Raw genomic sequence first — 15,077 nt, 5'->3', positions numbered from 1 at the left:
TGGGAACCCGTTCATCGGAGAATGACACGTGACGGAAGTTGATCTGGCGCGACTGCAGTTCGCGACCACAGCGACCTTGCACTTCCTGTTCGTCGCCCTCACCCTCGGGCTGGTCACGGTGGTTGCGTGCATGCAGACCAGGGGGCTGCGCACTACCGACCCGGAGCTGCGCGCGACCCGGATGCGCCGGGTGCGCTTCTGGGGCGGTCTCTACGTCATCAACTACGCGCTCGGCATCATCAGCGGCCTGGCCCAGGAATTCCAGTTCGGGCTCAACTGGTCCGGGTTGTCCCACGTCATGGGCAACATCGTCGGGGCGCCGATGGCGGTGGAGGCCATTGTCGCGTTCTTCCTCGAGTCGACCTTCCTGGGCCTGTGGGCGTTCGGCTTCAACCGGCTGCCGGCCCGCGTGCACGCCGTGTTGATCTGGCTGGTCGCCCTGACCGCGTACGCCTCGGCATTCTGGATCATGGTGGTGAACGGCTTCCTGCAGAAGCCGGTCGGCTACGAGATGCGCAACGGTGCGGCCGAGGTGACGGACTGGTTCGCGGTCCTCACCAACGAGGCCACCTGGATCGCCCTGGCGCACATCGCAGGTGCGGTGTCCGTGCTGGCGGGGCTGTTCCTCGCCGCCGTCAGCGCCTACCACATCCGCCGGGGCCGGGAGGTGGAGTTCTTCCGCCCGACCCTGGTGCAAGGCTCGCTGCTGGCCACGATCGGCGCCTTCGTGGCGATCGTGGTTGGCTTCGCGTCCTACGGGCCGCTGAAGGACTACCAGCCGGCCAAGTTCGGGATCCTCACCGGCGAGCACGACGAGGTGGAGAAGGCCAAGGCCGCGGCCGAGGCCCTGCACGGGGTCGGCGACTGGGCGCCCCCGTCCTGGATCACCGGTCCGTCCAACCTGATGATGGTGATCGGCGTCCTGGTGCTGCTGCTCGGCTGGATCCCGGCCACTGCGGCGCGGGGCGGCGGCAAGCCACTGCCCGCCAGGACCTTCCGGCTCCGGCTGGCCGTGATCCTGCTGCCGCTCGCCCCGCTGGGCCTGATCTGCGGCTGGCTCACCCGTGAGGTCGGCCGCCAGCCCTGGATGGTCACCGGCGAACTCACCGTCAAGCAGGCGATCGGCGACGTGTCGTGGGGAGGGATGCTCACCTCGTACATCGCCTTCACCGTCGTCCTGACCGTCCTGGCGGTCGTCGACGTCTCGCTACTGCGCCGCTACGCCCTGCTCGGCCCGGACGGCGGGTTGCTCGCCGCCGACGACCTCTTCCCGGTGGACGGACGTCGGCCGGACGGCGGCACGCCCGTGGCCGTCGGAGCGGGCGGACCAGGGGGGACGAGTGTTCCGCACACCTACTGATCCTGCCCCACACGCCCGGTTGACGGAGACTTGCTGATGGACATCTTCTGGTACGTGCTGGTCGGCCTGCTCCTGGTCGGCTATCTGACCCTGGAGGGCGCGGACTTCGGCGTCGGCATGCTGATCCCGTTCGCCCGTGACGAGGCCGACCGCGCGCGGATGCGCCGCCTCGTCGTGCCGCTGTTCCTGGCGAACGAGGTGTGGCTGGTCGCCTTCGTCGGTCTGCTGTTCGGCGCCCTGCCCCTGCTGGAAGGGGAGTTGCTGGCCGGTCTGCGGATCCCGGTGACCCTGCTGCTGCTCGCCTGGTTCCTGCGCGACGCCGCGCTCTGGTTCCGCTGCGCGCACCCGGGCGCCGGCTGGCGTCGGGCCTGGGACGCCGTGCTGCCCGTCGCCAGCCTGGTGCTGGCGGCCGGCTGGGGCGTGGTGCTCTCGGTGTTGATCCGCGGGCTGTCCATCGGCGGCGGCGGGCAGCCCACCGCGACCCTCGGCGACCTGCTGCACCCGTTCACGCTGGGCAGCGCGGCCGTCCTGGTGCTGGCGAGCCTGCGGCAGGGCATCTTCTTCACGGCTCTGTCAGCCGGGGGCGACAACCCGCTCGGCGAGCGGGCGGACCGGCTGGCCAAGCAGCTCACCCTGGCGCTGGCCGGACTGATCCTGCTCACCGCGGTCATCGGCCTGGTGAGCTGCGACGCGAAGGTGGCGGTGGCGATCAACGGGCTCTTCCCGGCGATCGCGGTGCTCGGCTCCGGACGGGACCACGCCAACGGGAAGACCGTCCGGGCGCTGGCGCGCGGTGCGGCCCCGCTCATCGCGCTGCCGGTCAGTGTCGGCATCGCCAACGGAACCACGGCCCTGGCGACCCGCTCGGGGGTGGGGGAGTTGAGCCTCGGCGACGCCGTCGCGGCCTCCTCCACACTCACCCTGCTGGCGGTGACGGTGCTGCCGGCGCTGGTCGCGGTGGCCTTCGCCCAGGCCTGGTTCTGGCGGGTCTTCGCGCCGGGTCGGTCGGCCGGACGGGCACCGGAGCCGGTGGCGGGCTGAACGTCTTGGCGTCCTGATCGGGTGGCACCCCGGATGCCTGACGCCGGACGCGGAAAAGCCGTTCCGCCCGTACCACGGGGGTCCGTACGGGCGGAACGGCCCGACTGCCGGCCTCTGGGGTTGGCGGACAGTCAGTCTGTGGCGGCGGCCCGGATGGCGCGGGCCGGCCGGAGGGGTCAGGCCGCGGCGAAGCGGGCGGCCAGCTCGCCGCTGAGGCGACCAGCGGGCACCTTGCGGCCGTACACGACCAGCAGGAGGTCCTGCGCGCAGCCGGACACCGGGGCGCCGGACCCGAAGGACCAGTCGAGATCGTCGGCGGTCAGCCGGACCCCGTCGAGCTTGGCACCGAAGAACTTGAGCGTCCTGGTGCCCACGCCGGCCAGGACGGCCTCGACCCGTTCCAGCGGCACCTTGCGGTCCAAGCCCAGCGGCACCGTGATGTCCAGGCCGTGGATCACGTCGTGGCCCAGGGCCGCGGTGATCCCGCCGACCGGGGGAGTCCACGGATGGTCCGCGTTGTCCCGCACAGTGGCGGCCATCTGGCGTTCGGTCATGGCGGCCGCATCCCGGCGGGCGACCCGGTCGCCCATCCGGTTCAGATTGCCTCCGGCCTTCACCAGGTCGAGCGCCAGCTGCGGGAACGAGTAGCGGAACCCCACTGACATGTGGGCCGCGACCTCGCGGACCCGCCACCCCTCGCACAGCGTCGGCGCGTCCCACTGCTCGGGCGACAGTCCGTCCAGGACGTCGGCCAACTCCCGGCGCTCGGCCGCGATCGCGCTTCGGATGTCCATGCTGCTCTCCTGTCGTGCGGCGGCCGGCCGGAGTACCGGCGGTTCTCCGGCCGACCGCCCGGTGTCACTCGGCGCCGGGGCCGCCGTCCGCCTCGGCGGACTTCGACTCGGGGCGGATGTTGCGGTTGAACCGGAACAGGTTCCGGGGATCGTGCGCGGCCTTCAGCGCGGCCAGCCGTTCGTAGGTGGTCGCCTGGTAGCCGAAGCGGGTCTGCGCCTCGTCCGCGTGCTCGCCGTCGCCGTAGAGGAAGGCCAGGCTGTGACCGAGCGTCCACGGCGCGAGGGCCTCGCGCAGCAGCGCGTGCCGCTCGCGGATCGCGTCCGGGCCGACCCCGCCGAAGCCCGGCGAGGAGATCACCCGGACGGCGTACTCCGCCTCGCGGTGGTCCACCGCGGTCCCGCCCGGCCCGGCGGTGCGCAGCGCGCCGCCCAGGTGGCGGATGTCCACCAGGCACGGCACCGGGGACGTCGGGCCGGCCACGTCCAGCACCGCGCGCACCGCCTCCGCCGGGAACTCCCCGAGCAGCGCGTTGGTCGCGGCGTACGGGTGCGGGTCGGCCGGGTCCTGGTGGATCGCCGCGCACTGGGTGTACGGGAGGGTCTGCAGGGCGTCGATCATCCGGTCGCCGACCGCGCGCAGCGGTGCGACCAGGCGCTCGCCCTCCTCGGCCGGTCCGTTGTAGACGATCCGGACGGACGCCACGTACCGGCCGCGCATCGGGGCGGGGACCGGCGGAATGTCGGGGAAGCCGATCAAGGTGACCGAGGAGGTCAATTCGTCCGGAACCGTGGCGCTCCACTGCCGCCAGGTCTCCACCGCCTGCTCGACCAGCGGCGTGTCGAAGACCAACTGGCCGCCGAAGATGGTGCGGACCGGGACCAGGTTGGTCTCCAGGGCGGTGACGACACCGAAGTTGCCGCCGCTGCCCAGGACCGCGCCGAACAGCTCGTCGCCCGGTTCGAGCCGGCGCAGCTCGCCGTCGGCGGTGACGATCTCGATCGCCCGCACGTGGTCGGCCGCGTAGCCGAATTGCCGGGCCATCAGACCGATTCCGCCGCCGAGGGTGTAGCCGACGACGCCGACGGTCGACGAGGAGCCGTTGAGCGGGGCCAGCCCGTGCTCGCCGGCGGCCGCGATCAGCTCGGCGGCCCGAACTCCGGCACCGATCCGGGCAGTTCCCCTGTCCGGGTCGATCGTCAGCTCGGTCAGCCGGCGGGTGCTGATCAGCACCGCGTCCTGGCCGGCCACCGACAGGCCGTGCCCGGTCGACTGGACCGCGACCGGCAGGTCCTCACTCGCCGCGTAGGACACGGCCGCGCGGACGTCGTCGGCGTCTGCCGCACCGACCACCAGCAACGGCTGGTGGCTGTAGGCCGCTTGGAAGCCGGAGACCTCGTCGTCGTACCCGGCATCGCCCGGGCGAAAGACCGGGCCGTGGAATGTGGGTAATTCTTGCGAATTCCGGTGGTTGGCGTTCCCCATGGCTTCAGCATGCCAGCACGCTCTGCTATAGGTCCAATACTTCGCAGGTCTCGTAACTAGAATCAGCAGTTATGGAATTCCGTCAGCTGCAGTACTTCGTTGCCGTGGTGGAGGAAGCCAACTTCACCCGGGCCGCCGCCCGGCTCCGGCTCGCCCAACCGGGAATCAGCAATCAGATCCGGCAACTGGAGCGGGAACTCGGGCAACAGCTGCTGGATCGTTCCGGCCGCTCGGTGACCGTCACCGAGGCCGGGCGGGCCGTCCTGCCGTACGCACGTGCCGCGATCGCCGCGTTCGACGGCGTCCGGCAGGCGGTGGACGAATTCACCGGGCTGCTGCGCGGCCGAGTCCGAATCGGTCTGGTTCCCGGCACCGCCACCCACGAGCTCGACGTGGCCTCGGTGCTCGCCGACTTCCACGACGAGCACCCGCAGATCGAGATCACCCTCAGCGAGGACACCTCCGAGCGGATGCACGCCGCGCTGTACAGCGGCGAACTCGACTTCGCGCTGGTCGGTTTGACGGACGCCGAATCATCGCCGGGTTTGTCGCACCAGATCATCATCGACACCCCGCTGGTTGCCGTCCTCGCCCCGGAGGACCCGCTGGTCGCGTGCACCGAGGGCACCGAGATCCCGATGGCCGCCCTGCGCGACCGCCCGCTGATCACCCTGCCGCGCGGCACCGGCCTGCGCGGTGTCCTCGACCGGGCCTGCGCCGCCGCGGGTTTCCAGCCGCGCATCGCCTTCGAGGCGGCTACCCCGTACCTGCTCGCCCAACTGGCCGTCCGCGGACTCGGCGTAGCCGTGCTGCCGGCCCTCCCGGACGGCGCGGCGACTGCGCTGGGCCTGCGCTCGCTGGAACTGGTCGCCCCGCAGCCGCGCGGCCGGATCGCGCTGACCTGGCGCAGCGACGGCCCTGCCGGCACGGCAGCAAGGGCCTTGCTCCAACGGCTCCGGGCGGAACTCCCGTCCCCCGAACCGGTCAACCACACGTCTTTTTGACGCCGTGACATCGCGGCCACCACAGCCCTCGCGCTTTCACGGAGCCGGCTGCCCGGTAGGTGATCACAAATGCAACGGATCTCGGTGCCGGGTGCTACTCCTCGCCGGGATCGGTGCCGGTCACGACCGGCAGATCGGAGGGCAGGCCCCACTCGCTCCAGGAGCCGTCGTACACCGCGAGGTCGCGGTAGCCGGCCAGCTCGGCGCCGAGGGCGAGCACGCAGGCGGTGACGCCGGAGCCGCAGCTGAACAGCAGCCGCTCGCGGCCGCCGGCCGCCTCGGCGAAGGCGGAGCGGAGCTCCTCGACGGGCAGCATCCGGCCGTCGGCCTGCAGTTCGGTGAACGGCAGGTTGGCGGCGCCGGGCATGTGGCCGCCGCGCAGGCCGGGCCGGGGCTCGGACTCGGTGCCCGCGTACCGGCCCCGGGAGCGGGCGTCGAGAACGGCCGAGGCCTCGTCAGCGAGTGCCGTCCGCACGGTGTCGCTGTCGACGAGCAGCCCGGTGCGGGGCCGCGCGGTGAAGTCGCCCGGGGCGGGCGATTCCTGGTCGAACGGGCGGCACGGGTGGCCGGCGGCCGTCCAGGCGGGCAGGCCGCCGTCGAGGACGGCGGCCCGGTCGAAGCCCATCGAGCGCAGCATCCACCAGGCCCGTGCGCTGGAGTAGACGCCGACGGCGTCGTACACCACCACGGTGGAGCGGTCGTTGACGCCCAGGGCCCGCATCTCGCGGACGAACTGCTCGGTACCGGGCATGGTGTGCGGGCGCGGGTCGTCGTGGTCGGACATCACCCCGTCGATGTCGAACACCCGGGCGCCGGCCATCGCCGTCCCGGCGCCCCGGGCGGCGCCGACGCTGGCGTCGAGCACCACCAGGTCGGGGTGGCCGAGGTGGCCGGCCAGCCACTCGACGGTGACCAGCGGGCCGGACAGGGGCAGGGAACTCATCGCACACCTCTTCGTCTTCGCGCGGGCGCCGGCACGGTAGCAGGTCGGTGAGGTGCCGGCCGGGAGCAGCGGTGGAGTGCGGGCTCAGCCGGGGCGGTGCCGTGAACGATGCTTCGACCGCGGGGACGTGGCGGTCGGCTGAGCGAGGGTTGCCGTGAGCGCTCGGGGTGGGTCGGCGCGGAGATCGGTGGTCTCCCAGGCGGTGAGGCGGGCGGCGGCGGCCGGGGCTTGGGGGGCGCCGATGCGTCGGTAGATGGCCACGGCCCGCCGGAGGTCGGTGAGTGCGGTGTCGCGGTCGCCGAATTGCGCGGAGCAGTGGGCGGTGCCTTCCAGGGCCCTGGCCTCGTCGAGGGGGCTGTGGATCTGGCGGGCGAGCCGCATGGCCTCCTGGTAGAGAGGCAGGGCTTCGCGAGGGCCGGTGGTGTCCGCGACCAACGCGCCCAGGTTGGTGAGAAGTTCGGCCTGGCCGGGGCGGCTGCCGATGCCCTGGTAGATCGTCAGGGCCTGCCGGTAGAGGTCGGCGGCTGCCGGGAAGTCCCCGGTCGCGTGCCGTACGCGGCCCAGGCCCTGGAGTGCGTCGGCCTCGCCCTGGCGGCTGCCGATGCTGCGGTAGATCGTCAGGGCTTGCTCGTGCAGTTCGGCGGCTGCCGGGAAGTCCCCGGTCGCGTGCCGGGCGCGGCCGAGGTTCCACAGGATGATGGCCTCGCCTTGGCGGCTGCCGATGCTGCGGTAGATCGTCAGGGCTTGTTGGTGCAGCTTCGCGGCGGCCGGGTAGTCACCGGTCTCGTGCAGCACGTAGCCCAGGTCGTGGAGGGCGCCTGCCTCGCCCCGGCGGTCACCGCATGACCGGTACAGCGCCAGGACCCGCTCCATCAGCGAGATGGCTGCAGGGGAGTCGCCCGTCGAATGGCGCGCGCGGCCCAGATCGCACAGCGTTCGTGCTTCGGCGAGGCGGTCGCCGAGGTCCTGGAAGATCACCAGGGCCAGCTCGTGCAGTTCGGCCGCCGCGTCGTAGTCCCCGGTCAGGACGCGGATGCGGCCGAGCTCGTGCAGGCCGGCCGCCTCGCCGCGGCGGTCGCCGATGTCCTGGTAGATGGCCAGCGCCCGCTCGTACAGTTCGGCCGAGGCGTGGTAGTCCCCGGTCGCGTGGTACGTGCGGCCCAGGTCGCAGAGGGCCGCCGCCTCGCCGTTGCGGTCTCCCAGTGCGTGTGCGGCGGCTGCCGCGGACTGGTGCAGCCCGGCGGCCTGCGTCCAGGGGCCGTCCAGGAGCAGGACGGTGGCCAGGGCGGCGGTGAGCGCGACGGCGTGTGAGTGCCGGGCGTCGGCGGTGGCATGGGTGACGGCGGCGGTCAGGTTGTCGCGGTCGGCGCGCATCCAGGTCAGGGCGGCGTCCCGGTCGGCCAGTTGCGGTGCGGTGACGGGCGCCGTGGGGAGTGCCGGCGATCCGGGTCTGCTGCGGCGGGCGAGGTGGTGGTCGGCTCTTCGGGCGGTGTGCTGGTAGTAGTCCAGCAGCCGTTCCAGGGCGGCCTCGGATTCCTCCCTCCCGAGCCGGTCGCGCCGGGTGCGCGCGTAGAGGCCGACGAGGTCGTGGAAGCGGTAGCGACCCGGCGTGTGCTGGATGAGGAGGTTGTGGTCCAGCAGCGACTCCAGGAGGCGTTCGGCGGTGCGGTGGTCGGTGCCGGCCAGGTTGGCGGCGGCGAAGGGGTCGAAGTCCGGTCCGGGGATCTGGCCCAGGTGGAGGAAGAGCTGCTGTTCGGCGTCGGACAGGGCGGCGTAGGAGGCGTCGAAGACGGCCGTCAGATTGCGGTCCTCGTCCTGGAGGTGGTCCAGGCGGCTGTGTTCGTCCCGTAGTTGCTCGACCAGGTCCGCCACCCGCAGCGCGCGGTGGTGGCGCAGCCGGGCGCCGGAGATGCGGATGGCCAGGGGGAGGCGGGCACAGAGGTCGACCAGGTCGGCGGTCGCCGGGTGGTCGGCGGGGATGCGGCCGGGGCCGGCGGCCTCGTGCAGCAGGGCGATGGCCTCGGGGCCGGGCAGGACGTCGAGCGCGAGGAGGTGTGCGTCGTCGAGGCCGGCGAGGTGCGTGCGGCTGGTGATCAGGACCAGGCAGCCGGGCATGCCGGGCAGCAGGGGCCGGACCTGGGCAGCGTTGGCAGCGTTGTCCAGGAGGACCAGGGTGCGGGTCCCGGCGAGGCGGTCACGGTAGAACGCGGCGCGCTCGCCCGGATCCCGGGGGATCTGCTGCGGAGGTACGCCGAGAGAGCGCAGCAGCAGGCCCAGGGCGTCCTCGGCGGTGAGCGGTGCGGTGCCGGGGGTGTGGCCGTGCAGGTCGATGAACAGCTGGCCGTCGGGGAAGTGGGCGCGAACCCGGTGGGCGGTGTGGACGGCCAGCGCGGACTTTCCGACGCCTCCCATCCCGTCGATCGCGGAGACCACCACCATTCCCGCGTGGCTGCCCGCGGGTGCTCCTTCGGCCACCCGGAGCAGCTGCTCCAGCTCCCGGGTGCGACCGGTGAACAGCCGGGTGTCGTACGGCAGTTGGCAGGGTGCGGTGCGGTGCTGCGGTCGGTCTGCCGGACTGTCGGTGCCAGCGGCCGGGGCGGCGGGAGCATCCGGCCTGCGGGCCGCCGCGATCAGCTGCTCCTGGTCGGCCGGCTCCAGGCCGAGACCCGCGGCGAGTCTGGACACGGAGGACAGCCGCGGGCTCCGCCGGCCGGCCTCCAGCACGCTGATCGCGTGCACGGACACACCGGACCGCTCCGCAAGCTCCTCCTGTGTGAGACCGGCCCGCAACCGGTGGCGCCGGAGCGCTTCCCCGAACTGCCCAGGCATGTGCATCCCCCGCCGACAGTCGTCAGACACGGCCGGCGGCCCGTGGTTCCCGTGCCGCCGGTCAACCCATGACCGTAGACCATCGCGGTGACGAAAGACCAGACGAGCGGCAAGTCAACGCCATGGGATCGGCGGCTGCGGCAGTCGACGATGGTTCTCGTCCAGGAAAGGCGTCCTTTCCGGGGAAGCGGAGGAAGCAGGAGGCGATGGACATGAGGGAGTCCGGGCTGAAGCGGCGCCTGGCCGGGGTCGGCGCATCGGCCGTGCTGGCGGCCGGTCTGGTGACAGGCATCTCGGGCACCGCCCACGCAGGAGGCTACGGCTGCAGCGGAAACCTGGTCTGGCAGCAGGACTTCGAGGGCGAAGGCGCCTACACGAACTCATCGCCAGCAGCTTCTGGACGAAGTCGTGCTCGGCCTGCGCCTGGCCGGCCCGCTGGACCTGGGAGCTCTGGGCTGGGTACTGGAAGCGGCCGAACTGGTTCGAAAGTCAAAGTGGACACGCACGCGCGCCGTGTCGCAGAAGTGCATGTCTGTACGTCAAGTCGTGCATGCATCAACACCGTTGCTCCATGATGCGGCACAGGTCGGCGCCTCGTCGCTCCGGGTGGTGAAACCGGTGTCCAAAGGGAAGCGGGTCTCGGTGTCGGCGAAGGCTGGCCGGCGTCGAACTCAGGGGTGTCCGTCAAAGCGGATCAAGCTCAAGAGACGGCTCAACACGTCCGGCGGACATAGTCGTTGTGGTCCGGCGCGGTCACGCCCTTGTCCCGGCGGACGATGCTGAGCCGGCTGCCGAAGGCGGAGCACGCGCTGCGCAGGCCCTGGTCGGTGTACTCGATCACGAGGACGTGATCGGCGAACGCGGAAGCGTACGTGCCGCACTCGTCGTACTCGGCGCACTCCTCGGCAACGGCGAAGTCCAGGTGGGTCCGGGACCTGTCACCCGCGAGGTCCGCGCTGTTCTTCTGGCCGACGGCCAGGCCGCGCGCATGGGCGTGTGCGGCTGGCAGGGTGATGAACGCCTCGGCGTCGGCGGCGGTGAGCGTGCCGTTCGAGCGGGTGTAGCTGTCGTAGTTGTCGAGCTCGACGGCGTTGAAGCCCTTCCCGGCGCATTCGTCGATCCACTGGTCGACCCTGGCCGCCACGCGGGCGCGCCGGTCGGTCGTGCTGATGTCCAGCAGAGCCTCGTTCCAGTCGGAGTCGACGACCACCTGACCGTGCGCGTCGTGCAGCAACAGGTCGGCGGGCCACTGGCCCTGCTCGTCCGGCTGGGCCTGGAATGCGTTCACGTAGCAGACGTTGTACATCCCGGCTGCCGGGGAGGCCGTGTGGTCCCGGCTGACGATCGCCACGCCGGGCGGCGGGGTGTACGGGCCGCCGATCTGGTAGTCGAAGCCGGCGTGGACCGGAGGCAGGCTCACCTTGACGGCACCGGCCGACTCGCCGGTACCTGTCGTCTCGGTGGCACGGGGCGGTGCGGTGGTGGTCGTCGCCGTGGAGGCGCAGGCGGACAGCACGGCCGCGGTCATTCCGGCGACTGCCACCAGGCATGCCGTCCAACGCCGTTGGGTGCGGAAGCCGTCGTTGGCGGTCAAAGTGATGCTCCATCAATCATGTAAGAAGTCGTGCCCTCGGAGCGGTGTGGGAGGCTCGACGAGGCGAGTGCCGTGCGGTGATCCTACGCGGCCTCGGTGGCGGCTGTCACCGACCGGGTCCCGGAGCGGTCCTTCACCACCGGGTATCGGCTGCGCACCCCCCGACGATCCCGGCCACCACCTGAGGCCTACTCGGCAGGCAGGGACTCCCGCACCGCTCTTGCGGTGGCAGCCGGGTCGTAGCGCTCGGGGACGCCCCTCGCGCGGCAGCCGAGTTCACCGCAGCGTGGCGCGCATCACCATCGACGTCGTCACGTTCCCGGGCGGCGCGCCGTCTACCTGCCGAGCGCGGCCGTCGTTCCGCGCCACCACCGGACAGGAGAAGAGCGAAGATGGAGACCTTGACCGTTCGACGTGTCATCGCAGCGCCGATCGCGGACGTGTTCGACTGGTGCGCCACGACCACCAACTACACCCGCTCCCCGCTCATCCTCAGGGCGCGACTGGCCCGGCCGGGTGCGGGTGCGCCGTACGGAGTGGGCGCGGTCCGGCTGCACACCTGGGCGATCGGCTGGTTCCGCGAGCGGGTCACCGGCTACAACCCGCCGTACGACTTCGACTACACCGTCGAACGCAGCTTCCCGCCATCCCGGCACGAGCTCGGCCGCATGACCTTCACCGAGGTCGCCGGGGGCACCGAAGTCGCATGGACGACCACCTTCCAGGTCCGCCTCCCCTTCGGCTCGGCCGTCACCCGCGCACTCGCCAAACCCGTCATCGCCCACACCTTCGGCAAGATCCTGGACGCTGCCGACGCCGCACTCACGGCCGGCCCGGCCGCCGATCAGATGTAGTGGTGCTCTTCGAACCCATGCCGCTCACCTGGACGCACACCTTCGGGTTCGAGGAGGTCTCGTACCGCAACGGCTGGTGGCCGGCGCCGGCCCGGGCGTGCACGAGTGGGGCGATGCCGTGGGGTCCAATCGTGCTCGCGTGACCTTCGCGTACTACCGGCGGCGCACCGTCTGAACCCCCCGCACGTCGGTGAGCCGGGCCCACCGGTTGTGGCAGAGTGTCAGTTCGCATTCGAGTGAATGCCCATGATCGGGGAGTGGACATGCAAAAGACCTTCAGTTTCGGACGGACCGCCAGGACCGTGGGCGCCCTGTTCGTGCTGGTGCTCTCGTCGACGGTGGCGTCACAGCAGAGCGCCTCGGCGGCGGCGCCGGGTCTGCAGAACCAGAAGTCGGGGATCTGTCTCGGGATATCCGGGGGCGGCAGCGCGAACGGGACGCCGGCCATCCAGTGGGAGTGCAACCACAACTCCGACCAGGCATGGGACTTCGTGCAGTCCGGTGACGGCATCGAGCTCGTCAACGCCAACCACATGTGCCTGGAGGCGCCCGGCTGGACCACCGCCCCGGGGGCCCAGCTCGGGCAGTGGACCTGCCACGGGGGTGCGAACCAGATCTGGTACACCAGCGGCAGTGACACCGGGCCCATCCACCTGATCAACAAGAACTCGAACATGTGCATAAGCGACCGGGGCGGCAGCATGTCCTGGGGCAACCCGATCATCCAGTGGCCGTGCAGCGACGTCGCCGACCAGCTCTGGAACGTCTCCTGACCACCGCGACGGGCTGACCCGGCCGCCACCGCGACACCTCCGGCCACGGTACGGGGACCCGGACCTGGAAGTGAGTGGTCAGCCAGGAGCTCGGCGCAGAGTCGGCTCTGCAGATCCAGGGCTGGTTCGGTGGGTCACCCACCCTACGGGGACGGGGGCAAGCCGGCTGGCCTGTAGGGCTTGGCAAGCAGTAGGCCCCCGCCGACAGGCGGGGGCCTACTTGGCTCTCGTGGTTGCTGGCCAGGCCCTGTATCGAGTCCCGGTCAGCCCCGAGCGAGGTCGCATGTCCGCTTGTGGCCAAGGGCCGTACGCGTGGCCGGGGGCCGGGGTGGCCCGTCTCCCCGGAGCCGCTTCCCGTGCCGAGTATGCGACTTGCCGATCGTTGCAGAGTGAGGACACCGCGTCATCCGAGGCGCGGCCGGCCCGACGGCATAGCGAATGCGGAGCTTGAACTGGTGCGGCCAGGCGTCGGTGTCAGAGCCGTGTCAGTCCTGTGTCAGGTCCCTCGGCGAGTGTGGCCGTAACAACCGCCGCGAAAGGAAACCCGATGAGTCAGACGGCTCCCATCCCGCACGGCCTCCCCATGGAGCGCGATGCGGGCCCCTTCGACCCGCCCCGCCAGATCACCCGGCTGCGCGAAGCCCGCCCGGTCAGTCCCATGGTCTTTCCCGACGGTCACGAGGGCTGGCTCGTCACCGGCTACGACGCGGTCCGCCAGCTCATGGCGGACACCCGGTTCAGCTCCCGCCAGGACCTCGGGCTTCTCCACGTGCCGTTCGAGGTCCCCGGCATGTCCGAGATCACCGAACCGTCCCCGCAGGTGCCGGGCCTGTTCATCAGCATGGATCCGCCGGACCACACCCGGCTGCGGCGCAAGCTCACCGGCGCCTTCACCGTCAGGCGGATGAAGCAGCTCGAAGAGGGCATCATCGGCATCGCCGAGCGGCAACTGGACGAACTGGCGCGCCTCACCCCGCCGGTGGACCTGGTCAAGGAGTTCGCGCTGCCGGTGCCCTCGCTGGTGATCTGCGAACTGCTCGGTGTCCCCTACGCGGACCGGGAGAACTTCCAGGTCAACACCGCCAAGTTCATGGTCAAGGACCAGCCGGTCGACGAGAAGATGGCCGCGTACGGCGCGATGACCACCTACCTCGCCGAACTGGTCACGAGCAAGCGTGCCGCCCCCGGCGAGGACATACTGTCCGACCTGGCCCGCGATGAGGACCTCAGCATCGAGGAGCTGATCGGCATGGCCTTCCTGCTGCTGCTCGCCGGTCACGAGACCACGGCCAACATGCTGGGGCTGGGCACCTTCGCGCTCCTGGAGCACCCCGAGCAGCTGGCCGAACTGCGCGCCAACCCGGAACTCCTGCCCGGTGCCGTCGAGGAACTCATGCGCTACCTGTCCGTCGTCGACGTCCTCTACCGCTACGCCGCGGAGGACATCGAACTCGGCGGTGAAACGATCCGCGAGGGGTCGACCGTCGTCGTCTCGATGCTGGCCGCCAACCGCGACCCCCGGCGCTTCGACAACCCCGACACCCTGGACATCCACCGCGAGGCCCGCGGTCACCTGTCCTTCGGCCACGGCATCCACCAGTGCCTCGGCCAGCAACTGGCCCGCATCGAGATGCGCGCCGGGTTCGACGGACTGCTGCGCCGCTTCCCGACCCTCAAGCTCGCCATCCCCGCCGACGAGGTGAAGCTCAGGACCGACATGAACATCTACGGCGTCCACGAGCTGCCGGTCACCTGGACGGAAACGGCTTGATGACCGGGCCGCAGCACCCCGCACACCTTCCGGACCCCGTTCACCGGGCCTCGCACGACGACCGCGAGCAGGTCGTCGAGCAGCTCGGCGAGGCGGCCGGCGACGGCCGGATCGATCTGGCGGAGCTCGAGGAGCGGGTGGAGCGGGCGTACGCGGCGAAGACGTACGCCGAACTGGCGCCGCTGACGGTGGATCTGCTGCCGGCCGCGGACCCCCGGCTCAGCGGCCCGCTGGAGCTGACCACCCTGGCGGGCAGCCTCAAGCAGGACGGCTACTGGGAGGTGCCCCGGCAGCTGACCGCCCGCAGCGACAAGGGCAGCATCGTCATCGACTTCACCGAGGCCGTGTGCCGGCACCGCGAGGTGGTGCTGGACGTGGACGTGCACATGGGCAACGTCGAGGTGGTCGTGCCGCGCGGCTGGTCGGTGACCACGCACGGCGTGATGGCGGGCTTCGGCTCGGTGAAGAACCGGGCGACGGACGCGCCGGCGCCCGGCAGCCCGGTGCTCCGGGTGCTGGGCCAGGTCTCGATGAGCAGCGTCCGCATCCGCTACTCGCGCCGCGGCCTTGGCGGTCGGTGGAGGTGGAGCGGGCGGCGGTGAGCCGTGCGGCAGCCGGCCCGGGGCCGACG

12 protein-coding genes are annotated in these 15,077 nt (G+C 71.4%); 7 read left to right on the top strand and 5 right to left on the bottom strand.

Going from position 1 to position 15,077, the window contains the following annotated elements:
* Positions 1-28: 28 nt before the first annotated feature.
* Positions 29-1,360, top strand: a complete 1,332-nt coding sequence (locus tag ACWDAK_RS22395) for a cytochrome ubiquinol oxidase subunit I (RefSeq protein ID WP_344639915.1) — start codon at positions 29-31, stop codon at positions 1,358-1,360.
* A 36-nt stretch (positions 1,361-1,396) separates the two neighbouring features.
* Complete coding sequence (locus tag ACWDAK_RS22390; protein WP_427394866.1) at positions 1,397-2,401, top strand: cytochrome d ubiquinol oxidase subunit II; 1,005 nt, start codon at positions 1,397-1,399, stop codon at positions 2,399-2,401.
* A 176-nt stretch (positions 2,402-2,577) separates the two neighbouring features.
* Here the strand turns inward: ACWDAK_RS22390 and ACWDAK_RS22385 are convergent, their stop codons facing one another.
* The gene (locus ACWDAK_RS22385) at positions 2,578-3,195 is read right to left on the bottom strand and encodes a maleylpyruvate isomerase family mycothiol-dependent enzyme (RefSeq protein WP_344639913.1); all 618 of its coding nucleotides are present in this window, start codon (positions 3,193-3,195) and stop codon (positions 2,578-2,580) included.
* Positions 3,196-3,259: 64 nt separating this feature from the next.
* Entirely contained in the window at positions 3,260-4,678 is a 1,419-nt protein-coding gene (locus ACWDAK_RS22380) for an FAD-binding oxidoreductase (protein WP_427394865.1), read from the bottom strand.
* A 71-nt stretch (positions 4,679-4,749) separates the two neighbouring features.
* Here ACWDAK_RS22380 and ACWDAK_RS22375 point away from each other — a divergent pair, with 71 nt between their 5' ends.
* Positions 4,750-5,682: a LysR family transcriptional regulator gene (locus ACWDAK_RS22375; RefSeq protein ID WP_344639911.1), complete on the top strand. Its 933-nt coding sequence runs from the start codon at positions 4,750-4,752 to the stop codon at positions 5,680-5,682.
* Between the two features lie 94 nt (positions 5,683-5,776).
* On the opposite strand, the gene ACWDAK_RS22370 is transcribed toward ACWDAK_RS22375, so the two are convergent.
* The 3 genes from ACWDAK_RS22370 to ACWDAK_RS22360 form a co-directional block, all read right to left on the bottom strand.
* Complete coding sequence (locus ACWDAK_RS22370) at positions 5,777-6,625, bottom strand: sulfurtransferase (RefSeq protein WP_427394864.1); 849 nt, start codon at positions 6,623-6,625, stop codon at positions 5,777-5,779.
* A gap of 84 nt (positions 6,626-6,709) precedes the next feature.
* Complete coding sequence (locus ACWDAK_RS22365; RefSeq protein ID WP_427394863.1) at positions 6,710-9,454, bottom strand: ATP-binding protein; 2,745 nt, start codon at positions 9,452-9,454, stop codon at positions 6,710-6,712.
* 712 nt (positions 9,455-10,166) lie between these two features.
* A complete protein-coding gene (locus ACWDAK_RS22360) occupies positions 10,167-11,048 on the bottom strand; it encodes an endo alpha-1,4 polygalactosaminidase (RefSeq protein WP_427394862.1) in 882 nt (293 codons plus the stop codon).
* 392 nt (positions 11,049-11,440) lie between these two features.
* On the opposite strand from ACWDAK_RS22360, the gene ACWDAK_RS22355 reads away from it, so the two are divergent.
* The 4 genes from ACWDAK_RS22355 to ACWDAK_RS22340 all read left to right on the top strand — a co-directional run bounded on the left by ACWDAK_RS22355 (position 11,441) and on the right by ACWDAK_RS22340 (position 15,048).
* Complete coding sequence (locus tag ACWDAK_RS22355; RefSeq protein ID WP_344639907.1) at positions 11,441-11,902, top strand: SRPBCC family protein; 462 nt, start codon at positions 11,441-11,443, stop codon at positions 11,900-11,902.
* A gap of 263 nt (positions 11,903-12,165) precedes the next feature.
* Positions 12,166-12,675, top strand: a complete 510-nt coding sequence (locus tag ACWDAK_RS22350; protein WP_344639906.1) for an RICIN domain-containing protein — start codon at positions 12,166-12,168, stop codon at positions 12,673-12,675.
* A 547-nt stretch (positions 12,676-13,222) separates the two neighbouring features.
* Positions 13,223-14,446: a cytochrome P450 gene (locus tag ACWDAK_RS22345; protein WP_344639905.1), complete on the top strand. Its 1,224-nt coding sequence runs from the start codon at positions 13,223-13,225 to the stop codon at positions 14,444-14,446.
* The gene (locus ACWDAK_RS22340) at positions 14,446-15,048 is read left to right on the top strand and encodes a DUF1707 domain-containing protein (protein ID WP_344639904.1); all 603 of its coding nucleotides are present in this window, start codon (positions 14,446-14,448) and stop codon (positions 15,046-15,048) included. The genes ACWDAK_RS22345 and ACWDAK_RS22340 overlap by 1 nt, the downstream gene beginning before the upstream one ends.
* Positions 15,049-15,077: the final 29 nt, after the last annotated feature.

The sequence above is a fragment of the Kitasatospora sp. NPDC001175 genome (genome assembly GCF_053598215.1).
The sequence above is the reverse complement of the archived record's forward strand: the minus strand, read 5'-3'. Positions and strand labels throughout refer to the sequence as shown.

Excerpts from the sequence above, each read along its gene's own strand:
- ACWDAK_RS22390 (WP_427394866.1), top strand. The coding sequence starts at position 1,397 with ATGGACATCTTCTGGTACGTGCTGGTCGGCCTGCTCCTGGTCGGCTAT.
- ACWDAK_RS22385 (WP_344639913.1), bottom strand. The coding sequence starts at position 3,195 with ATGGACATCCGAAGCGCGATCGCGGCCGAGCGCCGGGAGTTGGCCGAC.
- ACWDAK_RS22380 (WP_427394865.1), bottom strand. The coding sequence starts at position 4,678 with ATGGGGAACGCCAACCACCGGAATTCGCAAGAATTACCCACATTCCAC.
- ACWDAK_RS22375 (WP_344639911.1), top strand. The coding sequence starts at position 4,750 with ATGGAATTCCGTCAGCTGCAGTACTTCGTTGCCGTGGTGGAGGAAGCC.
- ACWDAK_RS22370 (WP_427394864.1), bottom strand. The coding sequence starts at position 6,625 with ATGAGTTCCCTGCCCCTGTCCGGCCCGCTGGTCACCGTCGAGTGGCTG.
- ACWDAK_RS22365 (WP_427394863.1), bottom strand. The coding sequence starts at position 9,454 with ATGCCTGGGCAGTTCGGGGAAGCGCTCCGGCGCCACCGGTTGCGGGCC.
- ACWDAK_RS22355 (WP_344639907.1), top strand. The coding sequence starts at position 11,441 with ATGGAGACCTTGACCGTTCGACGTGTCATCGCAGCGCCGATCGCGGAC.
- ACWDAK_RS22350 (WP_344639906.1), top strand. The coding sequence starts at position 12,166 with ATGCAAAAGACCTTCAGTTTCGGACGGACCGCCAGGACCGTGGGCGCC.
- ACWDAK_RS22345 (WP_344639905.1), top strand. The coding sequence starts at position 13,223 with ATGAGTCAGACGGCTCCCATCCCGCACGGCCTCCCCATGGAGCGCGAT.
- ACWDAK_RS22340 (WP_344639904.1), top strand. The coding sequence starts at position 14,446 with ATGACCGGGCCGCAGCACCCCGCACACCTTCCGGACCCCGTTCACCGG.